Genomic DNA, 22,783 nt, shown 5'->3' on the forward strand with positions numbered 1-22,783 from the left:
CTACATCGCGTCCAAATTGGGGAGTGGGGTATACAAAATCAACATGTCGTCGATTTGCTGCTGAATAGCCCGCAGATCGTTAAAACCCGCCTGCGCGGCATCGCGCTGGCCGGTCTCGCAGCGTTTCAGCAAACTTTCGGCCAGGACATGCAATTGCCGCTGTAATTGTTCGATATGTTCCAGCCAATCCTGGGCATACTGTCTGTCGTGTTGTACTTGCTTCAGCCAGCGGCCCAGATGGGTACGACGCTGGTCCATGATGGGCCAACTTTTGACGGCAGCTTGCGGCTCTGCGAACAGGCAGGCCTGGACCCGCTGCAACCACTGCCGGGTGTCGAAGCGGCGAATCGCTATGTCAACCTGTTCCGCCGACAGCTCGGCATCCGCATAAATTTGCCAGTCGTCGAAAGGCCGGTAAGCCGTTACCCAGTCGGCAATCGCCGAGGCAGGCATGGGCCGGGCAATGGCATAGCCTTGCAGCAGATGGCAGCCCAACAGCAACAGCACGATACCTTGTTCCTGACTTTCCACGCCTTCCGCCACGACTTCCCGGCTAAAAGCCTGACTGAGATCGATCACGCTGTCGATGATGGCGTAGTCGTCCGGATCGTCGAGCATGTCACGGACAAAGGTCTGATCGATTTTCACGGTATCCACCGACAGATGCCGCAAATGCGTCAACGAGGAGTAGCCGGTGCCGAAGTCGTCCAGGGCCACGCTGATCCCCAGTTGTTCCCGGCAGCTTTTGATAATCCGGTTCACCGCCGACAAATCATCCAATGCGGTGCTTTCCAGAATTTCCAATTGCAGATAACGGGCATCCAGTTCCGGATGAAGGCGCAACGTTTCTTCTATATAAGCGCCGATGCCGGACCACAGCAGATGATAGGAGGAGATATTGACGCTGACCTCCAACAATAGTCCCCGCGCGTGCCAACCGGCCAACTGCTCGCAAGCTTGCGCAATGACCCAATTGCCGATGCGTATTTCCAGATCGGTGGAGGCAATCACCGGCAGAAACTCCAACGGCGGCACCATGCCGCGCTGCGGGTGCTGCCAACGAATCAAGGCCTCCACGCCTTTAACCTGGCCGGTTTTAATGTCGACCTTGGGCTGGTAATACATGCACAATTCGTTGTTTAAAAACGCCGCTTCGATGTCGCGCAATTGTTGGTGGCGATGCATGACTTGTTGGTCGTGGCTGGCATCGAACAACTGGCAACGGTTTTTGCCGGCCAATTTGGCCTGGTACATGGCATAGTCGGCATGCCGCAATAAGGCGTCGGCGTCGGCATCATCCAGAGGATACACGGTAAAACCGCTGCTGGCGCCGACCGAAATCGGCTGATCGTCGATGACATACGGCTGGGCAATCGCCCGATGAATGCGCATGATGGTTTGTTCGCATTGTTCAATCGAGTCTATATCGCCCAGCAATAGCGCGAACTCGTCGCCGCCGTGCCGGGATACGCTGTCTTCCTCGCGAATCGCGTTTTTGATTCGTTCGGCCACTTCCACCAATACCCGGTCGCCGATATCGTGGCCGAATTGATCGTTGACCGGCTTGAAACCGTCCAGGTCCAGAAAGCAAATCGCCAGCAAAGTGTTTTCCCGCTTGCTGTGGGCGATGGCCTGATTCAAGCGATCAGCGAATAAAATCCGATTCGGCAGGCGGGTGAGCGGATCGTAATGGGCAAACAATTCCAGCATCTGTTGCTGCTGCTTAGCCTGGGTGACATCGGAAAATAGCCCGATATAGTGAGTGACCTTGCCGTCGGCATCACACAAAGCAGAAACCGTTAGCCACTCAGCATACAACTCGCCGTTTTTTTTGCGGTTCCACAATTCGCCTTGCCAATGCTGGGCTTCATGCAAGGCTTGCCACATATCCCGATAAAAATCCGCACCATATTTGCCGGACTGCAAAATACTGGGGTTTCGGCCTATCACTTCGGTGCGGCTGTAGCCGGTAATCTCGGAAAAAGTCGGATTCACATCGACGATGATCCCGCCAGGATCGGTAATTAAAATACCTTCGTGCGCCTCGCTGAATACCCGCGCGGCCAGTTTCAGATGTTCCTCGGCCTGCTTGCGTTCGGTTATGTCGCGGGTCAAACCCAGCAAGGCTACGATATTGCCTTCCGCATCGCGCATCGGCACAGCGTGGGTGTCAAACCAGCGCTGCCGGCCTTTCAGGCCGACGATTTCAAATTCCAGTGTGCCTGATGCGCCGGCAAACACCCGCCGAGTCAATTTTTTAAAGGCTGCCCGGTACCTGGGCAATACCAGATCCTCCATGCGTCCTTGTTGGGCTTGCTCCAGCGTCTCGGCCTCTATCATGTCCAGACCGGCGCGGTTCATTTGCAATAGGCTGCCGTCCCGCGCGAGCAGTTTCACGCACTCCGGCTCGGAATCGACGATAGTGCGCAGCTTTAACTCCGATTCCTTGGCGATATTGGCGGCGGTTTCCAATTCCGCAACCGCGTCGGCCAATGCCTGGGTGCGCTCTTCCACCAAAGCTTGCACGGAGGCGGTTCTGCCGCTGATGATCAACAATAAAATACTCAGCAAGCTGGTAAAACAGAGCCCGCCGATCAAAGTAATCAAAGGTAGCGATGAACCTTGTTCGTTGACGAAATCGCTATCCGGCGTGACGGTAATTTGCCAATTACGATCCACAAACGCAAAATTATGCTGCCATTTTTTTAAGTCGTAGTTTAACGACACCGGTTTGCGTACCGGTTTTACATACAAAGCCGTTTGTCCGGCGGGCGCGCTGAGGTCATCAATGCTGATACCCAGCGTATCGGTGTTGAGCCCCCTGGTGACTGTTTCCACCATTTTGGCCGGCAGTAAGATTGCCGAGACGTAGCCGGTAATATCCAAGACGTCGCCGCCGGTGCTATGCCGGCGAACCGGAATGGACACCAAAATACCGGGATCGGTATCGTCACGCTGCATTAGCGTCAGTTTTTGCGAGGCGGTGGGTTTACCGCTGGCGCGGGCCAGGATTTTTGCTTGCCGGCTAAGAGGATTTGTCATGGAATCGAAGCCGAAGGCTTTTTCGTTGCCGGCCATCGGCTCCACAAACATGATCGGAAAATACTCCTGCCGGGCACTTGCATGCACCAATTGACCGGCACTATCCCGTTCGATGACGCGAAAATCAGGAAATCCTTCGGCGCGTACCGCTTGTTCGAAGGCCGGTAAATCAGCTTGGGTAATCAGAGGTAGCCATTCCAGGGCTTGGATTTCCGGATGACGTTGCAGGATACCCTGGGAAAACACGCTAAATTCGGCTCTGCTTACCTGCCCGGATGCCAGAAATACATCTCTTAGCGCCAGCGTACTATCGATTACATCAATGGCATATTCCGCCAGCAGCCGGTCTATCTCGGCGGCCCGACTATCGAAAGCTTGTTGAATGCGTGCGCGTTCCGCTTGAAAGGCTTGCAAAAATACCAGCACCAAACCCAGCAGCGTGCCCAGTAAGGGTAGCGCGACACTCAAGCGCCGCGCCTGCCAAAGCGCACGGGGGCGTCCGAAATAACAAAACAATAGCGGCGTCACTATCATCACGCCCAAACTGTCGCCAACCCACCAGTTTCGCCAGGACGACCAGAGTTGCGCCTGGCTCATCAAGTCCAATGAATAAAGTACGGCTCCGCCTACGCTGGGCGCGATTAGACAGGCTACCGGCCCGGCCAGGACAAAAAACTTGAGGATGGCAGCCGGACTATCCAATTTGGGCAAACCCGGTTCTACGTAGGCTTTGGATAAAGCCAGAGCCGCCAACGCCTGCAAGGCGCTGCCGCCGCCAATGGCAAAGGAGGACATCGCAGTTTGCGCGGTCAATTGACCGGAAAAATCAATAGTCACCAGAAAATTGCTGAACGCCGCACCCAGCCAGATTCCGGGCCAAAGCCTGCGGCCACCCATAAATAGCGCAGCCAGTGCGATGCCGGCTGGCGGCCATAGCGGACTGGCATAGCCGGGCGGAATGATCATTTTGCCGCCCAGCCAGCCGCCGGCAAACATCAGCAAACTCAGTACGCCGATTTGTATCAGTAAAACCAACGGGCTGACGAGCGCGATACTTTGTGTCTCGTTATCCGGCACCGGAAAATCTATTGAATGAGACAAATTGGGGATGCGCATGGCCAGATTGAGAAGGTCTTAGGCCGCCGGACGCGCGCGGGTGCCGTTCAATGCGTCCAAAGGCATTTGCTGAGTCGTGCAGGGTATCAAGGTGAGACGCAGCTTATTGGCCAGCTTTTGCAGATACGCCTGCCGGTCCTGGAAGCGCTGCCGATAAGCTTGCAGGCGCTGTTTGTCACCACTATCGAACAGCACTTCGCGCCAGCCGTCGGTAAAGCGGTAGCGGCCTTGGGTCGGTAAACTGCTTTCCAGCGGATCGGCGATGTGTACCAACACCACCTCGCAATGCCGGGCCAGATTGGCCAGATGATTTTCGGCCGCGCTATTCATCCCGCGAAAATCGCTGAGAATATACACCCGGCTGCCGGGCCGGGCATGATGCAGCAATCTGGCCAGAGGCTGCGCCAGGTTGACGACAGCCGCACCGTTGTAATCCGGATTGACCAGGGCGTTTAAGAAGCGTAACAGCGCCGGTTTGCCGGTTTGCGGTTTTACTTCCTGGCAACCGTCATCACTGAAAATCTGCCCGCCGATGCGGTCGCCTTGCTTCAGTGCAGCCCAAGCCAGCAAACCGGCCAAGCGGGCAGCCTGCACGGATTTGAACACGCCGCGCGTGGCAAAAGCCATGGTGGCGCGGTAATCCACAGCAATGAACATGGGCCTTTCCCGTTCTTCCTTGTAAATCTTGCTGTGGGGCTTATCGGTGCGGGCCGTCACGCGCCAGTCGATGCGCCGCACGTCATCGCCGGGTTGGTAGAGCCGGGTTTCGTCGAAGGCCATACCGCGGCCCTTCAGATGCGACAGATAATTACCGCTTTGCGCGGCGCGGATATTGGCGTGCCCCAGACTAAGCATGCCGGCCGGCTTGGCCAGGTCCACCAAAGCTTTGAGAGTGACCGTAACCCGGGGATTGTCGGTCGCTGGCGATTTAATCATTAGGGTACGGCAATTCTGGCTATCAATTCTTTGATCACATAATCGCTGCTAATGCCCTCGGCTTCAGCCTCGTAGGACAGAATCAGGCGGTGGCGCAGCACATCGTAAGCCATATCTTGAATGTCGCCGGGATCAACAAAATCGCGTTGTTGCAGCCAGGCCTTGGCGCGCGCGCAGCGGTCCAGGGCAATGCTGGCGCGCGGGCTGGCGCCGTATTGAATCCAGCCGGCCAAATCCTGACCATAAGCGCCGGGATTACGGGTCGCCAGCACGATTTGCAGCAGATATTGCTCCAAGCTGTCGGCGAGATACAAATCCAACACTTCGCCGCGCGCGGCGAATAAGGCTTGCTGGCTCACTTTAGGCGATGCGCTGTCCTGGTTTTGCAGTGCGCCCTTGGCCTCGGCACGAGCCAGATGCAGTATGGCTTGCTCGTGTTCGGCATTGGGATAGTCGATTTTGACATGTAGCAGAAACCGGTCGAGTTGCGCTTCCGGCAAGGGGTAGGTGCCTTCCTGCTCGATCGGGTTTTGCGTGGCCATGACCATGAACAAGGGCGGCAGCGGATAAGTGGCCTTGCCGACCGTGATCTGGCGCTCGGCCATGGCTTCCAGCAAGGCGGCCTGGACTTTAGCCGGTGCGCGGTTGATTTCGTCGGCCAGGATCAAGTTATGAAACAGCGGGCCTTTTTGAAATTCGAAGCTGCCTTGCTGCGGCCGGTAAATTTCCGTACCGGTCAAATCAGCCGGTAACAAGTCCGGGGTAAATTGCACCCGATGAAAGTCGGCTTCTATGCCTTGGCTGAGTACGTTGATGGCGCGGGTTTTCGCCAAACCCGGCGCACCTTCCACCAACAAATGACCATCGGCCAGCAGGGCAATGAGCATTCTTTCGACCAGTACTTCCTGGCCGATGATCTGGGTATTGATGTGGGTTTTGAGATTTTGTAAGGCGGCTTGGCTGGGGCTAAGACTTGTCGCAGTCATGTGTATGAAAAATCCTTATGTTTAACAAAAATGTGACCGAGTTGAGTCCTGAAAGTTGCGCTGCGCTTAATTTTTGCGCTGCAAATCTTTCCACTCGCGATGCGCAACCATGATATCGACCACTTTTTGCGGATCGTCGGTGACGGTGATCAGCGCCAAATCTTCCTCGGAAATGGTGCCGTATTCCATCATCTTGGCTTTCATCCAATCCATCAGGCCGCTCCAGAAATCGGTGCCGAACAATACCAACGGAATCGGATATATCTTGTGGGTTTGCATCAAGGTCAAGGCCTCAAAGAACTCGTCCAGCGTGCCGAAACCGCCCGGCATACAGACGTAACCAATCGAGTAGCGCACGAACATTACCTTGCGCACGAAAAAATAACGGAAATTCAGCGAAATGTTTTGGTAAGGATTGGGGGTTTGTTCCATCGGCAATTCGATGTTCAAGCCGATAGACGGTTGATCATGCAAAATCGCACCTTTGTTGGCGGCCTCCATCACGCCGGGCCCACCGCCGCTGATCACGGCAAAGCCTTCCTTGCTGAGCATTTCCGCCAGTTCCACAGTTTTTTGATAATAAAAATGCTCGGGCGGCAAGCGGGCGGAACCGAAAATCGAAATCGCGTCGCACAAACCGGACAGTTCGTCGAAGCCCTCGGTAAACTCGCTGATGATGCGAAAAATCCGCCAGGATTGATCGCCTTTCAGGTCGTCGATGATGCTGGACGAGGTCGAGCCGTCAGTGCGGCGATTTTTGATGCAACTCATGATTTATTCCTTAAATGAGCACGCTGTGCTAATGGCAATGGGACGAAATAACCTGTTCACGGCAGCTCAACCAAGCGATACGCCAGCTTACCGGCCAGCAAAGTATGGGTCACGCGCCCGGTCAAGGTCTGCTGCCAATACGGCGTATTGCAACCGGCGCTAAGCCAGTTGTCGCGATTAACCGGCCAATTGGCTTGCGGATCGAAAATACACACATCGGCCGCAGAACCCGGCGTTAATGTGCCGCTAGCCAGGCCTAAAATGTGTGCAGGTTTGCAGGTTAGATTGGCGATGGCTTGCGACAAACCGATGCGATGTTGTTGGGTCAGTGCCAGCGTCAATGGCAACAGGGTTTCCAGTGCAGCCACGCCCGCTTCGGTTTCCGGAAAGGCGCCGAGTTTGGCATCCAGGTCGTGGGGTTGGTGATCCGAGCATATCGCGTCTATGGTGCCGTTAACCAGGCCCTCGCGCAGATATTGGCGGTCGATGGCGCTGCGTAGCGGCGGCAATACATGGTAGTTGCTGTCGAATGGGGTGATATTGTCTTCGGTCAGATGCAGTTGGTGAATCGCCACGTCGGCCGTGACGTTTAGGCCGTATTTCTTGGCCTGCTGCAATTTGATCACCGATTGCTTGCAGCTGATTTGACTAATATGCACCCGACAGCCGGTCAACTCCGCCAACTCCAGACATTGCGCCAAGGCAATCGATTCGGCGGCTTCCGGGATACCCGGCAAACCGTAGCGGCTGGCTACCGCGCCTTCGTGGGCGCAGCCCTTGCCGGACAGGGCGGGTTCATTGGCGCGATACATCAATAATAAATTGTGGGTGGCGGCATATTCCATCGCCCGCCGTAATATCAACAGATTGCCGAGCGGTTCGCTGGCGTTGCTGACGGCAATGCAGCCGGCCTGTTTCAACGCGAACATCGCACTCAGTTCGCTGCCGGCCAAGCGCTGCGTCAATGCACCGATGCTATAGATTTGCGGGTAGTCGGCCTTTTCCGCTTTGTCCTTGATGAACTCGACCACCGCCGGACTATCGATGCAGGGTTTGGTATCCGGCGGCAGGCAAAGAGAGGTTACGCCGGCGCTAAGCGCGGCGCGGGTTTCGCTGAGGATATTACCTTTTTGGGTATGGCCGGGTTCGCGCAAACGCACGCTGAGATCGATGAAGCCGGGGCAGACGATCTGACCGTTGGCGTCGATTGTCTGCTCGGCCGTGAAATCGGCGGCTTGCTCCAGCACGGAGACAATCTTGCCATCAGCAATACAAACTGGACCGATGGCGTCGATGTTGTTGGCCGGATCGATGATGCGGCCGTTATTAATCAAAATCTTGGTCATGCCGCTCCTCCTTGACTGTGCATCGCCATCGACATAATCGCCATCCGCACAGCCACGCCATTGCTGACTTGCTGCAAGATCACCGATTGCGGGCCGTCGGCGACGCTGGAGGCAATTTCCACACCCCGATTGATCGGTCCGGGATGCATCACGATGGCATCGGCTTTGGCGCGTTTAAGCTTGGCTTCGGTCAAACCAAAACAGCGGAAAAACTCGCTTTCGCTGGGCAAAAACGCCGAATTCATGCGTTCTTTTTGCAAACGCAACATGATGACCACATCCACATCATCCAGGCCCTCGTCCATATCGTGCATGGGTGTCACGCCCATAGTTTTGACTTGTGCCGGTAACAGCGTTTTGGGAGCTATTACCCGCACTTCGGCAACACCCAATGTGTTCAAAGCCAAAATCTGCGAACGCGCCACCCGCGAATGCAAGATGTCGCCAACGATGGCGACTTTCAGGCCTTCGAATTGTTTTTTATGTTGGCGAATGGTGAACATATCCAGCATCGCCTGGGTGGGATGGGCGTGCTGGCCGTCGCCGGCGTTGATCACGCTGATATGCGGCGCGGTGTGTTGAGCGATAAAATGCGCCGCCCCGCTCAGGGCATGGCGAACCACGAACATGTCGACATGCATGGCTTCCAGATTATGGATGGTGTCCAGCAGACTCTCACCCTTGGAAGTGGCGGATGTGGCGATGTTCATGCTCAGCACGTCCGCCGACAGCCGGGTGGCCGCCAGCTCGAAAGTGGTGCGGGTGCGGGTGCTGTTTTCGAAAAACAGGTTGACGATGGTTTTGCCGCGCAGCAACGGCACTTTTTTGACTTGATGTTCGGACATGCCGGCAAATGATTCGGCGGTATCCAAGATTTCGGTCAGCAGCTCCTTATCCAGACCTTCGATCGTCAGAAAATGCTTGAGCTTACCCTGTTCGGTAAGCTGAATATGTCGGGTCATGCCGCCACCACTTGCGGGGATTGAATCTCGATGCCCAATGGGTCGGGGCCGGTCAGTTTGATACGTTGATCGCCGGCCAAATCGATGCGGATACCGTAACAGTCCGGTTGCAGCGGAATTTGCCGGCCATTACGCTCTATCAATACCGCCAACACCACCTGGTTAGGGCGGCCATAATCAAATATTTCGTTCAGCGCGGCACGGATGGTGCGTCCGGTGTAAAACACGTCGTCGATCAAGATGATGTCGCGGCCTTCCAAGTGCGGCGGCAATTGGCTGGTCTTGACCTTGGGATGCATGCCGATTTGCGAAAAATCGTCGCGATAAAAGGTGATGTCCAGCATGCCCAAGGGTTCGCTCAAACCCAAACGCTGATGCATATGCCGTGCGATCCAGGCACCGCCGCTGTGTATGCCGATTAGCAAAGGATTATGCAGGTTACGCTCGCTAATCTGCCGGCGAATCGCGGCTTCCAGAGTGTCGAGCAGGTTATCGATATTCAGCGTGGTGATGGGCATGGCGGTTACAGGGGGAATCTTGTTATTGTTATGAAATTCGGGAAAAAGCTGAAAGCGACGGGATAATAAGGCTGCATGGGCGTAAAACCGTTTTCGTCTTTTTACTGATCAAACCAGCTTTGCAGAATGATCTGAGCGGCCAGTTGATCTTGCACGGCCCATAGTTTAGCAGCGCTAACCTTCAAGTCGTCGAACAGCATTTGTTTCGCGGCGAACGTGGTCAGTGTTTCGTCGATTTGGTGCACCGGCAGATTGTAACGACCATTCAGCTGCCGACAGAATTTTTGCATGCGCGGGGTAATCACATTATCCGAACCATCGTTCTGTCGAGAAATGCCGACCACCAAACCTATGGGCCGCCATTCGGCGATCAGCTGACCGATTTTATGCCAGTCCGGCACTTGATTAAGCGATTGGATGGTTTGCAGCGGACTGGCAATGCCGGTATCCGCATGCCCCACCGCGACCCCAATTTTTTTGTTGCCGAAATCAAACCCTAAATACGCATCGCTGCTGAATTTTGCCGCCAGCGGATCGAGCTTAACCATGACCTGCCGGCGTGGTCAGGCGATTAATGTCGATACCTAATTGTCCCGCCGCCGCATTCCAGCGCTGGCTGATCGGCGTTTCGTAGAGTATCTCTTCACCGCATGGCGTGTTCAGCCAGGCGTTTTCTACCATTTCTTTTTCTAGTTGGCCGCTACCCAGACCGGCGTAACCTAAGGCGATCAAATAGTGGTTGGGGCCTTTACCTTCGGCAATGGCCTCGAGAATGTCGCGAGAGCTGGTCAGCGTAATATTCTCGGCGGTACTGATACTGGAATCCCAGCGCTGTTCGCAGGCATCGTGGATGACAAAGCCGCGTTCCTGCTGTACCGGACCGCCGGCAAACACCGGGGTTTCCAATACATTTTCCAGCTCGGTTTTAATCCCCATTTGCTCGAAAATGTCGCGTAATTTCATGCCGGTCGGTCGGTTGATGACGATGCCGAGCGCGCCTTCTTCATTGTGCTGGCAAAGGTATGTCACCGTGTGAAAAAAATGCGGGTCGGCTAAGCCGGGCATCGCAATCAAAAACTGGTTATTTAAATAAGTAACGTCTGTCATTGGAGTGCTGTATGGGCTAGCGGGCAGTCATGCCGGTTTCGTCTGAGAATTTCCAGACCCTGGTAATCACCAAAACGTTCACTTCTCTCAACAAATCATCGGGTAAAGCGGCAAAGGGCGCACTCATCTTCACAATCCGTTTCGCGGCGTCGTCCAGTGCGGAATTGCCGGATGACCGGACAATCCGCATGCTGTAAATGCTGCCGTCGGCGTTAATCCCCACGTCCATGGTCAAGGACTGCGAAACGCCTTTTTTACGCGCGGCCTCAGGATAATTCAGATTGCCGGTGCGCTCAACCTTGTCCTCCCAATCCTTGACATATTGCGCCGCGAGATACTTGTGCGTGCTAACCGCGTTGACGAATTTAATCTTAGTATCTTGCGCGCTTTGTTGGGTATTTCTGATGCGCTCGCCGAGTTGGGCGATTTGTTGCTGAAGCGCTTCCGGGGATAATTTGGGGGCGGACTCCGGAACTTCAACGGCTTCAGGTAATTCTACCGGTTGCTCGGGTTCCGTCACCACCTTAACCGGCGCTTTGGCTTGGGTAAGCAGTCTCTCGGCGACCGGTTTGACTTGTGGAACCACCGGATGCGGCAAAACTTTCTTTGCCGGCGGACTGATCGATTGTTCCTGAGTGGCTATTTTTTGCTGCGGCGGCTCCGGTTTGCGGGTTTCCTCGCCGGCACCTATTTGATGCTCCGTTGCCAGATGTTTCGCATCCTTGGGCGCCTTTTTCACCGGAGCATGGGCCACGGTGATCTCAATCGAGCGGTTGATCTTAGGTGGCTGCGGTGCGGTGAAATTAACGCCCAACAACACGATCACATGCAGTACCGCCGCTACAAACAACGCCGTCAGCAGCGAATCACTTTGCGACAACGGCGTGGGAGTCAAGTCCGGCGCGTACATATCAGGCCTGGCATTGAGCGGCGATGTGGTCCATTAATTGAGCGCTGATATTAATGCCGAACTGTTTATCCAGCTCCTGCACGCAGGTTGGACTGGTGACGTTGACTTCGGTCAGATAGTCGCCGATGACATCCAGGCCGACAAATATCAGGCCTTTTTCGCGTAAGGTTGGCCCGACCTGTTCGGCAATCCAGCGATCACGGTCACTCAATGGCCGGCCTTCGCCGCGTCCGCCGGCTGCCAGATTGCCCCGGCTTTCGCCGCTGGCCGGAATCCGTGCCAGACAATAAGGCACCGGTTCGCCATTGACCACCAAGATCCGTTTGTCGCCGTCTTTCACGGCAGGCAGGTATTTTTGCGCCATGATGTAACTGCTGCCGTGTTGAGTCATGGTTTCCAGAATCACGCTAAGATTGGGGTCATGCTCTTTGACATAAAAGATCGACGCTCCACCCATGCCGTCCAAGGGCTTCAGGATGATTTCCTGGTGCTCTTTTAAGAAGTCGCGGATTTTTTGCGGGTCTCGGGCTACCAAAGTATCGGTGCAACATTGCGGAAACCAGGCGGTGAACATTTTTTCGTTGGCGTCGCGCAGCGATTGCGGCTTGTTGACCACATAAACACCCTGGCGCTCAGCCTGTTCCAGCATATAAGTGGCGTAGATATATTCCTGATTAAAGGGCGGATCCTTACGCATGATGATCGCGTCCAATTCGGACAAAGCTATTTGCTGCTCACCGAGAAACCTATGCCACTGCTTGTCATCGCGTTCGACTTCCAGCACGCGGGAACGGGCATAAGCGTCGCCGTTGCGCATGTAAAGGTCGGACAGCTCCATGTAATGCAGCTCCCAACCGCGAGACTGGGCTTCCAGCAACATCGCAAAACTGGTGTCCTTTTTAATATTGATCTGGCCGATGGGGTCCATGACCATGCCGAGTTTAATAGCCATTAAAGTCCTGTAAATTCCGAAGCGACGGGAAATAAAACCGATTTTATCAAATTTATTTTGCAGGCTGTTGTTTACCAACAAAAGTTTTTTTGTTATAAAGCGCGGCTATTTTGAATTAAAAGCTCGCATTGAGGTAGTCATGTCCAGAGTATGCCAAGTAACAGGTAAACGCCCAGTAACAGGGCACAACGTTTCACACGCGATGAACAGAACCAAAAGACGTTTTACGCCTAATCTGCATCACCACAGATTTTGGGTTGAAAGCGAAAACCGTTGGGTTCGTTTGAGAGTATCTTCCAAAGGTATGCGTATCATCGACAAAAACGGCATCGATGCTGTTCTGGCCGATATGCGTAAACGCGGCGAACAATATTAAGGAGACTGACAATGCGCGACAAAATCAAATTGGTATCTAGCGAAGGCACCGGCCATTTCTACACCACCACCAAAAACAAAAAAACCATGCCTGAAAAAATGGAGATCAAAAAATTTGATCCCGTGGTTCGTAAGCATGTGATGTACAAAGAAGCCAAGATCAAATAAACAGCGTTTTATTGATCCGCTTTCAGGCGTTGGCGGGCTAGCAGCAGGGTTTTTTCCGACTAGCCACCGCCACCGGCTTTCTTCATCGCTTCCAGCTCGGCTTTCAGCGATTCCGTAAATTTGGCAAGTGCCAAATATTTCATCTCCAAAGCCTTTTTCTCAGCTTCCAAAATATTGTATTTGGTTTTCAGCTGCTGCAGAAAGCGCCGTAAACGCTCCATATCATCTTGTATTGAGGATTGCTCGGTGAACGAGTGACTCGTCTCGCTCTCGCCGCTGCTCCCTCTAAAATTACCGGTCTCAATACCGTCGTCGATCGGAAACGATGAAGGTGCTTTCAGTTCGTCCGGGTTAATACTGTCGATACCACCGTTTAGAATCAGCGCATTGAATTTGTGCCGCATCAGGATAAAAGCCGCCGTTTCGCTAATCTTGCCATTCTGGCAAACCACGACGATGGGATGCTGCCGATTCAAGGTTTTTAGCTGCATGCGCAAGGAAAAAAACGGCAGATTAATGCTGAACGGCAAATGCTTTGGCTTGTATTCATCGGGCTCGCGCACATCGATCAAATCCGCACCCTTGGTCACCAAGTCTTGAGCGTCTTTATAGCTGATATATTTAAGCGTCGGCTGTTTGATCAAGTTCAGAAACTGCTCCTTACCCAATCGCAACAGGCAAACATCCGTCAACGCACTGACCGTAACGTTGCGAGGCTCGCCTGAAATCAATGCATCCTCACCAAAAGTATCCTGATCGCTGAGTTGCGCCAGCTTAATCTCCTTGGCGTTGGGTGCAGGTTTCCTGCTCACCAAGCATTGCCCTCGTTTGATGATGTAGTAAAAGTCGCCCTGCTCACCTTGATTGACAATGACAGTGCCTGCATTCACGCGCACTTCCTCCATGCCCATCAAAATTTTTTGCAAATTAGCCGGAGGCAACGCTCGAAATACCGGCGACTTCAACAAGGTCGTCATCCAGTCGTCATTATCCTCCACCTCTTCAGCTACCATAAAACTCTCTGCTTCTTCATACGGGACATCTTGAACCGATTTCATCATATCAGCATTCAAACGCAAAAAACGAATTCGGCTATTGGCAACGGCATGCACTTTCCTGGGGATTTGATGCGCCAGCGCAAAGCGCGCCGAGGGGCTATCGGACTTGATCGTTTCGATCTTTAACAGATCGGTCTGTAAGGTCACGCTGCCATCGATCAAATACACTAGATCGTTAGGTTCATCCCCGCATTTGAACAAAAATTGGCCTTCTTCCGCATCCTCGACCTTGATTTGTGCGCACAGCGCCTCAAATTTACTGAAGGGCAAGGTGGATAGCGGAATTAATTGCCGAATCACACGGCCTTCAGCGGAATGGATGTCGACAGCCACGTACTCGTCGCGAATAAAAAGTGAAGGGAAACCAACAAGAAAACTTAATCTATGATAGTCGATTATTAAGTAAACTCTCAGTGAAACATTTTCCCGCCCAGCGAGTCCATGCTGGCAACTTAACTGCCTGGAATGCAAAAACCATGACGAACATGAACAAACTATTCCTGATTATCTTGTTTGGCCTGAGCAGCTGGCGAGCCGGCGCAGAATTGCCCGGACAAGTCGACGGCGCACCTTTGCCGTCCCTGGCGCCGATGCTGGAGCAAAGTATGCCGGCCGTAGTGAATATCTCCACCTCCACCAATGTGCGGGTACAGGAAAATCCGTTAATGAACGATCCGATGTTTCGGCGTTTTTTCAACATCCCCAAAAACCAGCGGCAACAGCAAAAAAACAGCTTGGGCTCCGGCGTGATTATCGATAAAGATCAAGGCTATGTGCTGACCAATAATCATGTGATAGACAAAGCGGACAAAATCACCGTTACCCTTAGCGACGGCCGGCAGCTCAACGCCAAACTGCTGGGCACCGATCCGGAAGCCGACGTGGCGGTGATCCAAATCCCCGCCGACAACCTGAGTGCCTTGAAAATTGCCGACTCCAACCAACTGAAAGTCGGCGATTTCGTGGTTGCCATCGGCAACCCGTTCGGCTTGGGCCAAACCGTCACCTCTGGCATCGTTAGCGCGCTGGGCCGTTCCGGCTTGGGTATTGAAGGTTACGAAGATTTTATTCAGACCGATGCCTCGATCAATCCCGGCAATTCGGGCGGTGCCTTAGTGAATTTACGCGGCGAATTTGTCGGCATGAATACGGCAATCCTCGCGCCTACCGGTGGCAATGTCGGCATCGGTTTTGCGATTCCGTCGAATATGGCGGTTCGCTTGATGGAGTCCTTGGTGCAACACGGCGAAGTGCGCCGCGGTTTGCTGGGTGTGACCACGCAAGATTTAACGCCGGAACTGGTTAAAGCCTTTGCCTTGAAAAGCCAGCACGGCGCGGTCGTTAGCCGCGTGGAAGCCGGATCGCCCGCCGAAAAGGCCGGATTGGAGCCTGGCGATATTATTATGGCCATTAACGGCCAGGACGTAAAAGGCGGTAGCGCGCAAATTCGCAATGCGGTGGGCTTGCTGCAAATCGGCGACACTGCCAACCTGGAGATCATGCGCGGCGAGGAACGCAAGTCGCTGCAAGCCACCATCGGCAAGCCGAAACGGCCGGAGCTGGACGGAAATAAACTGCATCCGACTTTAAGCGGCGCGGTGCTAGGCGTAACGCCCAAGGATCAAGTGGAAGGCGTGATGATAGAAAAAGTCGAACAAAACTCCAAAGCCTGGAAAACCGGCTTGCGGCCGGGCGACATCATCGTCACCGCCAACCGCTACCGGGTCAGAAACCTGGATGAAATCAAGCAGGTGGTCAATCCCAATGCACCGCTGTTAGTCAATCTGCAACGCGGCGGCGAAGGCTTTTTCGTGGTATTGCAATAAGCTCAATTCAGCATCGTTTTCAGCGCGGCCAGGCTGGCCTTGCCGCGCTGTTTAATTTCTTCCGGCGGCAACTGTTTTTTGTTGGCCCATTCCAAATCCTCTTCCGGCAATTCGTTTAAAAACCGGCTGGGTTCGCACTCAGTCAGATCACCGAAGCGTTTGCGATGCGTGCAATAGCTAAAGGTCAAGGTCTGCTGAGCGCGGGTAATGCCCACGTACGCCAAGCGCCGTTCTTCCTCGATATTATCGGTTTCGATGCTGTTTTGATGCGGCAGCAGGTTTTCCTCCATGCCAATCAAAAACACGTGTGGAAACTCCAGGCCTTTGGCGGCATGCAAGGTCATCAAGCTGACCTGGTCGCCGGCTTCGTCTTCTTGATTGCGGTCCAGAATATCCAGCAGCATCACCTTGGCAATCACATCGGCCAGCGACTGTTCACTGCCTTGCTCCTTGGTGGCGATACGCTGCAGCCATTCGATTAACTCATACACATTTTTCAGTTTACGTTCGGCGGAAGCGGGGGTTTTGCTGTTTTCCTGTAACCAAGCCGAATAGTTGATCTCGTCTATCATCCGGTTGATCACGACAAAGGTATCCTCGCGCTCGACCTTGATCGCCGTCTCTTTCAACCAATCGCAAAACTTGCTCAAGCGTTGTACCGACTTTTCCGGCAGCCGTTGTTGCAGGCCTAACTCGTTGCAGGCTGCAAAAAGACTGATATGCCGCTCGTTGGCGTAAGCTCCCAGCTTTTCCAGCGTGGTCGGTCCAATCTCCCGGCGCGGGGTGTTGATCACCCGCAAAAACGCCGCGTCGTCATCCCGATTAACCAATAACCGTAAATAGGCCAGTACGTCCTTGATTTCGGCGTAGGAAAAAAACGAAGCGCTGCCGCTGATGAAATAGGGCACGTTGTTCTCGCGCAATTCCTTCTCGAACAAGCGTGACTGGTGATTGCCGCGATACAGAATCGCATAGTCGCCGTAGCTGCCACCGGTCTTGAAGCGATGATGCACAATCTCGGCAGTCACTTGCTTGGCTTCTGCCACGTCGTTTTTATGGCTTAGTACCCGCAGCGGATCGCCGTAGCCCAACTCGCTCCAGAGTTTTTTCTCGAACGCATGCGGATTATTGGCGATCAACTGATTGGCCACCTTCAAAATCCTTCCGGCGGAACGGTAATTTTGTTCCAGCTTGATCACTTGCAAGCGGCTGTAATCTTTTTGCAACTGGCTGAGATTTTCCGGTTGCGCGCCGCGCCAGGCATAGATGGATTGGTCGTCGTCACCCACCACGGTAAAGCGGCCCAGATTACCCGCTAATAGCTTGACCAATTGGTATTGGGTGATGTTGGTATCCTGATATTCGTCCACCAGCAGATAGCGAATTTTGTTCTGCCATTTCTCCAAAACGTCGGGATGTTGTTGAAACAGCAACACCGGCAACAAAATCAAATCGTCGAAATCGGTGGCGTTATAGGCCTTTAAACTGCGGGTAAACGCCTCGTAAAGCAGCGCCGCCGGCAAGCTGTTGGCATCGGCTTGGCTCAAAGCCTGGATGGGCGTCACAAAGGCGTTTTTCCACTGGCCGATTTGCCAGTTGTACTGCTCCACATTATCAATGTCGCAGCCGCCGACGCCATGGCTGATCAAGTTGCGCAGCAAGGTCAGCCGGTCCTGTTCGTCGAACAAGGTAATCGCCGCTTTGTAGCCCAGGGCTTTGTGTTCCTTGCGCAGAATATCCAAGCCCAGGGAATGAAAAGTCGATACCCGCAAGCCGCGACTGGCTTTGTCATCGATCAGCCTGCCGACCCGGCTCTTCATTTCCCGCGCCGCCTTGTTGGTAAAAGTCACCGCCGCGATATGCCGCGCCGGCGTGCCCTGTTGAACCAGATAAGCGATCTTCTCAGTAATCACCCGCGTCTTGCCGCTACCGGCACCGGCCAGTACCAACAAGGGATGATCGATGGTTTTAACGGCAGCGAGTTGTTGGGGGTTGAGTTTGGGGGACACGAAAACAAAGGGGTTATTGACAGGCCGGCCATTATCGCAGGGCTAGCTAAAATTGTGTGAACTTGGGCGAATGGGCGTTGGCTTAATGGGAGCTCGCGGAGCACATTGTCTTTTTGGAAATCGGAGACATAGCACCGAGAGTCGTGCAGCCTCAATGCAGCGTCAGCGAAATCAAGGACGTCGGCTTACCGACTACCAATTCTAAAGCGCATGATGAGAAAAGACAGTGCCTAACATGGCAGTCAAACGGACGGGCAAAAAGCTTCGCTTTGCTCTACGTGGGGCAACAAACAAATGAACATGACACACGTCAATCTTGTTGCCATACTTTTTACTTGGCGCCGTTACGGCCTTATTCCCTGGGGCAACGCTGATTAAATACCCCGCCAGGCTTTGAATCTGGTGTTCAGTAGTTGATCTGGCGACGATCCGAGCAGATTGTTCATCTAGCGATCATAGTTAAGCCTTAATTCTGCTTGACCTTCCCATTATGTAAACCTTTAGATTGATGCCTCCGGATGGTCTCCGAGGTAAGGTGACTATCCATGACTAAAATTTGAATACTTTTTCAGGAGGTTGAAATGGAATCACATTGGGTAGCCAATCAGAAAACCGCACATGCTTATAACACAGCCGCCGATTTATTCGATCACCCGGCCAACACGTTTTGGAACCGTTTCGGTCATAGCACCATTGAGCGAATAGGTTTGAGGCAAGGTGACCAAGTATTGGATGTTTGTTCCGGAACCGGTGCTTCAGCCTTACCGGCCGCGCGGATGGTCGGCTCGGATGGCCGAGTGGTTGCGGTCGATTTGGCAGAAAAACTATTGACTCGGGCAGCCGATAAAGCCCAAGCCGATGGTCTTGAGAATCTGGAATTTCGGGTCCATGATATGCTTGCTCTAGGTTATCCCGATGGTTATTTCGACGCCGTCGTTTGCGTGTTTGGGATCTTTTTCGTACCTGATATGGCCGCCGCCGTCAAAGAATTATGGCGCCAGGTCCGGCCAGGCGGGCGATTGGCTATTACGACCTGGGGACCGGATTTATTCGAGCCAGCCAACACCTCGCTTTGGCAAGCCATCCGCCAACAACGCCCCGAACTCTATAAAGACTTTAATCCTTGGGATCGTATTTCCACACCGAAAGGACTGTTGGACATGCTGGCCGAAGCCGGTTTAACCGAAGTGCACATTTCTGCCGAAACCGCGACTCATGCTCTGTCTGAGCCTGAGGATTGGTGGACCCTGGCGATGGGTAGCGGTTATCGGGGAACCTTGGATCAGCTCAATAGCGAACAGCTACAGAAGGTGAAACAGGCCAATCTCGACCAATTAGTGAGCCAATCGGTTACTGAGATTTCAGCCAATGTGATTTATGCCGTCGCCGATAAACCTGTCGTTTAGAGCCTTGCGTTTTTTTCATGAGCGATTTTTTCAAAAAATACCAGGGACTAAAAAAGCAAAAAAATCGCTTGTCCTTCCCATCGCGGTAACCCGCCGGCTTATTGCAATCCGTCAGGCATTAACCGAACCCGCTAGCGGGCAGCGAACTGGCCGCCCGCAACGCTGAGTCCCCCTATTGGAGAGTGAGCGATGAATATCAGCCAAGCTGCGAAAATGACCGGCGTATCCGCCAAAATGATTCGTCACTACGAAGGTATCGGACTGATCAAAAAAAGCGTGCGCACCGCATCGGGCTACCGGACCTACAACGATACCGATTTGCAAGTGTTGCGGATGATCAAACGAGCTAGGGGGCTGGGGTTTTCGCTGGAGCAAATCCGCGATCTGGTTTCGCTGTGGCAAGACCCGGCAAGAGCCAGTGCCGATGTCAAAGCGCTGGCCCAATCCCATGTCGACGATTTGAATCGACGCATTGCCGAATTAGCCGAAATGCGCGACATTCTGGCCCGGTTGGCTCAGACCTGTAGCGGGGACAATAAACCGGATTGCCCGATTATCGATACATTGGTACTCGGCAACCAGCTGGTTTAAGACTACATAACCCAGCGATTATTCTCCCTTGGTTGCCTCCCCGTTTTGCTGATTCCGGATCTGCAAATACGCGGAAATGACGGAGCCAGGGAATTTAACAGTCTGATTAATAAGGGCAAAGATAGACGTTGTCGAATATGAGGTGTCTAAACCGGGGAAACCAGCGAAGGCTGAATCACGCATCCCCTAAAATCGAACACACTTAGAATTGAAGTACGCTTACGGTGCACAACTCACCACCAATTCGTCACTGTATTGGCCCACTTCCAAATCTTTCACCACATAAACCGCCGTATAACGGCGCAGCTCAGGCTTGCCGGCAACCAATAGCGGGCGGTTATCGACATAACGGGTTTGAGTGTCGCGGGCTAGAAACACAAATTCGCTTTCGTTCTCACGCTGGGAATAGATATTGATGCCGTCGCTTTTGAATTTTTGAAAACTCAGTAACACATTACCGCCGGTCTGATCGGCAGCCTTCAGCACCGGTTTGGCGTCGGTTAAATCCGTATTGATTTCCGCACCAACGATACCCAACAGACTACCCAATGCCTCTGTATAACCGGGGTGAGCCTTGATGCGCCGCGCCAATGCTCTTACCTTATTCTCGAATTGGCCGCGATAAGCCTGCTTATCGGCAGTCGCATGATGCGCGGCCGCAGCGGCAATATTGGCGGCCGACACTTTGCCATGCAGTTCTTGATTCTCGGTATTGCAGGCGGCTATGTCCTCGTCGGATAAACCCAACTGGCTTTTCAAAGACGCAAGGTTGAGGATAAACCGATCATGCCATATCAATAACTCGCCATCCGGGCGGGGGAAATAATCTGATTTAGCCATCAGTGTGCTCCTTATAAATAAACGATAAGCACGCCAGACAACGGCCAACAGGCCGAATCGCCGGCGGAAGTATTGGAATAAATCGAAGGGAATAACTAGCGTTAAAACTATGTCGCCCAAGAGTATAGATAGTCGCCCCTGAAAAGTCATAAAATCAACACTAACACATTGAATTACATTGGATATTTAATAAAAAAGCCGGGTAATAATTGCAAGAAACGGGTAAAATAGATATTAATTTCTTGCAAATTTTTATTCAAAATGAAGCCAAAATCCCAAGAAACGAGCGGACAAATCGATTTATTCAACACGCCGCTGGCCGACCTGTTAAATCCAAAACACGAACTTTACCAACTGGCTCATCTGATCGACTGGAAAGTCCTGGATGACGCCTTTGGCGAGTTTTTCACAGAGAATCAAGGGGCGCACGCCTTGCCCACGCGACTGATTGCTGGACTTCATTACCTTAAACATGCGTTTGCCCGTTCCGACGAAGCGGTCGTGGCGCAATGGCTGGAAAATCCCTATTGGCAATATTTTTGTGGCGCAGAGTACTTCCAACACCAGATGCCTTGTCACCCCACCTCGCTGACCTATTGGCGGAAGCGGATCGGTGAAGCCGGTTGCGAGTGGATGTTAATGGTGACCATTCAAGCAGGTGTCGACAGTCAGACCGTGAAAAAACAGGATTTTGAATCGGTGACGGTCGATAGCACGGTTCAAGAAAAAGCCATCACGTATCCAACCGATGGCAAATTGTACGAACGCTGCCGCCAGCATCTGGTGCGTTTAGCCGAGCAGCATGAGATTCCGTTGCGGCAAAACTATAACCGCAAGGCTCCGTATTTGCTGCTAATGGCCAACCGCTACCATCATGCCAAGCACATGAAGCGCAAACGCAAAATGCTCAAACAACTGAAAACCCTGGTGGGTCGGGTTTACCGTGACATTGAGCGCCAATTGGACAATCAATCCGACGCTGTCAAAGGGGCGTTCAAAGAAACGCTGGAGAAAACCCAACGGATTTTGAATCAGCAACCGCAGGATAAAAACAAACTGTACAGTTTTCACGCCCCGGAAGTGGAATGCATTGCCAAAGGCAAGGTCCACAAAAAATATGAGTTCGGCGTTAAAGTGGGTATCACCGTCACCAACAAAAGCAATTTCGTGCTGGGTGCACGTAGCTTTCCCGGCAATCCCTATGATGGTCACACCCTGGAATCCTGTCTGGAACAGGCGGAAATTCTAAGCGGCACACGCGCCAAAGAAGCGTTTGTGGACTTGGGTTATCGTGGGGTCGAGGTACCCGGGGTCACGATTTACAAAGCCCGGCAAAAACGCGGCGTGGATACCCGACGACTCAAACGGGCCCTGAAACGTCGCAACGCCATCGAGCCGATCATCGGCCACTTGAAGAACGACGGATTATTGGGGCGCAACTACCTGAAAGGCGAACTGGGCGATGCATTGCATGCCATCCTGTGCGGTGCCGGCCACAACATCCGTTTGATCCTCAGGCGGTTGAGGATTTTTTGGCCTCATGTTTGGCAGTCGCTGTCTCGGCTTTGGGGCGCATTTTCATCCGAACCATTTTTATCGTTCGCCTGAGGGGCGTCGCTCCTGAAAAATTTCGGCTTTTTCAGGGACGACTAGATAAGCTCTCGACTTACACAAGTGCGGCTAAATGTCGCGTTTTTGGATTTTAAAATTACCCGAAGGCATAGCCATTTACTTTGTAGTGACTTCCGAAGCACCCGTGCGGGTTGCCGACCACCGCGAACGCATTCCAAACAGTCCCGGCGGCATATAAAAATCCCCGGAAGGCATATCCCAATGTCTGGAACGCACCTGCGCAAATCCGGAA

The 22,783-nt window shown here is 53.2% G+C and carries 20 protein-coding genes; 6 read left to right on the forward strand and 14 right to left on the reverse strand.

Annotated elements, in window-relative coordinates; genetic code table 11:
• The 11 genes from ACH5Y9_RS20890 to gshB all read right to left on the reverse strand — a co-directional run bounded on the left by ACH5Y9_RS20890 (position 1) and on the right by gshB (position 12,646).
• A complete protein-coding gene (locus ACH5Y9_RS20890) occupies positions 1-4,143 on the reverse strand; it encodes an EAL domain-containing protein (RefSeq protein WP_445367447.1) in 4,143 nt (1,380 codons plus the stop codon).
• A 33-nt stretch (positions 4,144-4,176) separates the two neighbouring features.
• Positions 4,177-5,094 (reverse strand): DUF58 domain-containing protein, encoded by a 918-nt coding sequence (locus ACH5Y9_RS20895; protein ID WP_319962789.1) that lies wholly within the window; start codon positions 5,092-5,094, stop codon positions 4,177-4,179.
• Positions 5,094-6,080, reverse strand: a complete 987-nt coding sequence (locus tag ACH5Y9_RS20900; protein ID WP_319962790.1) for an AAA family ATPase — start codon at positions 6,078-6,080, stop codon at positions 5,094-5,096. The genes ACH5Y9_RS20895 and ACH5Y9_RS20900 overlap by 1 nt, the downstream gene beginning before the upstream one ends.
• A 66-nt stretch (positions 6,081-6,146) precedes the next feature.
• The gene (locus ACH5Y9_RS20905; protein ID WP_256605236.1) at positions 6,147-6,851 is read right to left on the reverse strand and encodes an LOG family protein; all 705 of its coding nucleotides are present in this window, start codon (positions 6,849-6,851) and stop codon (positions 6,147-6,149) included.
• A gap of 56 nt (positions 6,852-6,907) precedes the next feature.
• Entirely contained in the window at positions 6,908-8,197 is a 1,290-nt protein-coding gene (locus tag ACH5Y9_RS20910) for a dihydroorotase (protein ID WP_445367448.1), read from the reverse strand.
• Positions 8,194-9,159 (reverse strand): aspartate carbamoyltransferase catalytic subunit, encoded by a 966-nt coding sequence (locus tag ACH5Y9_RS20915; protein WP_445367449.1) that lies wholly within the window; start codon positions 9,157-9,159, stop codon positions 8,194-8,196. Before ACH5Y9_RS20915 ends, ACH5Y9_RS20910 begins: the two co-directional genes overlap by 4 nt.
• On the reverse strand, positions 9,156-9,677 hold the full coding sequence (gene pyrR, locus ACH5Y9_RS20920) for a bifunctional pyr operon transcriptional regulator/uracil phosphoribosyltransferase PyrR (protein ID WP_033157601.1): 522 nt from the start codon (positions 9,675-9,677) through the stop codon (positions 9,156-9,158). Before pyrR ends, ACH5Y9_RS20915 begins: the two co-directional genes overlap by 4 nt.
• Positions 9,678-9,778: 101 nt before the next feature.
• Entirely contained in the window at positions 9,779-10,225 is a 447-nt protein-coding gene (gene ruvX, locus ACH5Y9_RS20925; protein ID WP_415879516.1) for a Holliday junction resolvase RuvX, read from the reverse strand.
• The gene (locus ACH5Y9_RS20930; RefSeq protein ID WP_445367450.1) at positions 10,218-10,784 is read right to left on the reverse strand and encodes a YqgE/AlgH family protein; all 567 of its coding nucleotides are present in this window, start codon (positions 10,782-10,784) and stop codon (positions 10,218-10,220) included. Before ACH5Y9_RS20930 ends, ruvX begins: the two co-directional genes overlap by 8 nt.
• 16 nt (positions 10,785-10,800) lie before the next feature.
• Positions 10,801-11,694, reverse strand: a complete 894-nt coding sequence (locus ACH5Y9_RS20935; RefSeq protein WP_445367451.1) for a TonB family protein — start codon at positions 11,692-11,694, stop codon at positions 10,801-10,803.
• A 1-nt stretch (position 11,695) separates the two neighbouring features.
• Complete coding sequence (gene gshB, locus ACH5Y9_RS20940) at positions 11,696-12,646, reverse strand: glutathione synthase (RefSeq protein ID WP_445367452.1); 951 nt, start codon at positions 12,644-12,646, stop codon at positions 11,696-11,698.
• Positions 12,647-12,785: 139 nt separating this feature from the next.
• On the opposite strand from gshB, the gene rpmB reads away from it, so the two are divergent.
• Both rpmB and rpmG read left to right on the forward strand, forming a co-directional pair.
• Positions 12,786-13,022, forward strand: a complete 237-nt coding sequence (gene rpmB, locus ACH5Y9_RS20945; protein WP_033157675.1) for a 50S ribosomal protein L28 — start codon at positions 12,786-12,788, stop codon at positions 13,020-13,022.
• Between the two features lie 11 nt (positions 13,023-13,033).
• Positions 13,034-13,189 carry a 50S ribosomal protein L33 gene (rpmG, locus tag ACH5Y9_RS20950; protein ID WP_013816853.1) on the forward strand — a complete coding sequence of 52 codons (156 nt, stop codon included), beginning with the start codon at positions 13,034-13,036 and terminating at the stop codon, positions 13,187-13,189.
• 59 nt (positions 13,190-13,248) lie between these two features.
• On the opposite strand, the gene ACH5Y9_RS20955 is transcribed toward rpmG, so the two are convergent.
• Complete coding sequence (locus tag ACH5Y9_RS20955; RefSeq protein WP_445367453.1) at positions 13,249-14,580, reverse strand: cyclic nucleotide-binding domain-containing protein; 1,332 nt, start codon at positions 14,578-14,580, stop codon at positions 13,249-13,251.
• A 152-nt stretch (positions 14,581-14,732) separates the two neighbouring features.
• Between ACH5Y9_RS20955 and ACH5Y9_RS20960 the strand changes: the two genes are divergently transcribed.
• Positions 14,733-16,073, forward strand: coding sequence for a DegQ family serine endoprotease (locus tag ACH5Y9_RS20960; protein WP_445369913.1), 1,341 nt, complete (start codon positions 14,733-14,735; stop codon positions 16,071-16,073).
• Positions 16,074-16,075: 2 nt separating this feature from the next.
• On the opposite strand, the gene rep is transcribed toward ACH5Y9_RS20960, so the two are convergent.
• A complete protein-coding gene (rep, locus tag ACH5Y9_RS20965) occupies positions 16,076-18,082 on the reverse strand; it encodes a DNA helicase Rep (protein ID WP_445367454.1) in 2,007 nt (668 codons plus the stop codon).
• A gap of 581 nt (positions 18,083-18,663) precedes the next feature.
• On the opposite strand from rep, the gene ACH5Y9_RS20970 reads away from it, so the two are divergent.
• Both ACH5Y9_RS20970 and cueR read left to right on the forward strand, forming a co-directional pair.
• Positions 18,664-19,488, forward strand: a complete 825-nt coding sequence (locus ACH5Y9_RS20970; RefSeq protein ID WP_445367455.1) for a class I SAM-dependent methyltransferase — start codon at positions 18,664-18,666, stop codon at positions 19,486-19,488.
• 189 nt (positions 19,489-19,677) lie between these two features.
• Positions 19,678-20,079 (forward strand): Cu(I)-responsive transcriptional regulator, encoded by a 402-nt coding sequence (gene cueR / locus ACH5Y9_RS20975; RefSeq protein WP_445367456.1) that lies wholly within the window; start codon positions 19,678-19,680, stop codon positions 20,077-20,079.
• Between the two features lie 219 nt (positions 20,080-20,298).
• Here the strand turns inward: cueR and ACH5Y9_RS20980 are convergent, their stop codons facing one another.
• Positions 20,299-20,919, reverse strand: coding sequence for a hypothetical protein (locus tag ACH5Y9_RS20980; protein ID WP_445367457.1), 621 nt, complete (start codon positions 20,917-20,919; stop codon positions 20,299-20,301).
• A gap of 261 nt (positions 20,920-21,180) precedes the next feature.
• Here ACH5Y9_RS20980 and ACH5Y9_RS20985 point away from each other — a divergent pair, with 261 nt between their 5' ends.
• On the forward strand, positions 21,181-22,527 hold the full coding sequence (locus ACH5Y9_RS20985; protein ID WP_445367458.1) for an IS5 family transposase: 1,347 nt from the start codon (positions 21,181-21,183) through the stop codon (positions 22,525-22,527).
• Positions 22,528-22,783: the final 256 nt, after the last annotated feature.

The organism is Methylomonas sp. BW4-1, from assembly GCF_052474385.1.

Bases quoted from the DNA above. Each gene is read 5' to 3' on its own strand.
- cueR (WP_445367456.1), top strand. From the start codon at position 19,678: ATGAATATCAGCCAAGCTGCGAAAATGACCGGCGTATCCGCCAAAATG.
- ACH5Y9_RS20980 (WP_445367457.1), bottom strand. From the start codon at position 20,919: ATGGCTAAATCAGATTATTTCCCCCGCCCGGATGGCGAGTTATTGATA.
- gshB (WP_445367452.1), bottom strand. From the start codon at position 12,646: ATGGCTATTAAACTCGGCATGGTCATGGACCCCATCGGCCAGATCAAT.
- pyrR (WP_033157601.1), bottom strand. From the start codon at position 9,677: ATGCCCATCACCACGCTGAATATCGATAACCTGCTCGACACTCTGGAA.
- ruvX (WP_415879516.1), bottom strand. From the start codon at position 10,225: ATGGTTAAGCTCGATCCGCTGGCGGCAAAATTCAGCAGCGATGCGTAT.
- ACH5Y9_RS20935 (WP_445367451.1), bottom strand. From the start codon at position 11,694: ATGTACGCGCCGGACTTGACTCCCACGCCGTTGTCGCAAAGTGATTCG.
- rpmG (WP_013816853.1), top strand. From the start codon at position 13,034: ATGCGCGACAAAATCAAATTGGTATCTAGCGAAGGCACCGGCCATTTC.
- ACH5Y9_RS20970 (WP_445367455.1), top strand. From the start codon at position 18,664: ATGGAATCACATTGGGTAGCCAATCAGAAAACCGCACATGCTTATAAC.
- ACH5Y9_RS20905 (WP_256605236.1), bottom strand. From the start codon at position 6,851: ATGAGTTGCATCAAAAATCGCCGCACTGACGGCTCGACCTCGTCCAGC.
- rpmB (WP_033157675.1), top strand. From the start codon at position 12,786: ATGTCCAGAGTATGCCAAGTAACAGGTAAACGCCCAGTAACAGGGCAC.
- ACH5Y9_RS20930 (WP_445367450.1), bottom strand. From the start codon at position 10,784: ATGACAGACGTTACTTATTTAAATAACCAGTTTTTGATTGCGATGCCC.
- ACH5Y9_RS20895 (WP_319962789.1), bottom strand. From the start codon at position 5,094: ATGATTAAATCGCCAGCGACCGACAATCCCCGGGTTACGGTCACTCTC.
- ACH5Y9_RS20985 (WP_445367458.1), top strand. From the start codon at position 21,181: ATGAAGCCAAAATCCCAAGAAACGAGCGGACAAATCGATTTATTCAAC.
- ACH5Y9_RS20915 (WP_445367449.1), bottom strand. From the start codon at position 9,159: ATGACCCGACATATTCAGCTTACCGAACAGGGTAAGCTCAAGCATTTT.
- ACH5Y9_RS20900 (WP_319962790.1), bottom strand. From the start codon at position 6,080: ATGACTGCGACAAGTCTTAGCCCCAGCCAAGCCGCCTTACAAAATCTC.
- ACH5Y9_RS20910 (WP_445367448.1), bottom strand. From the start codon at position 8,197: ATGACCAAGATTTTGATTAATAACGGCCGCATCATCGATCCGGCCAAC.
- ACH5Y9_RS20960 (WP_445369913.1), top strand. From the start codon at position 14,733: ATGAACAAACTATTCCTGATTATCTTGTTTGGCCTGAGCAGCTGGCGA.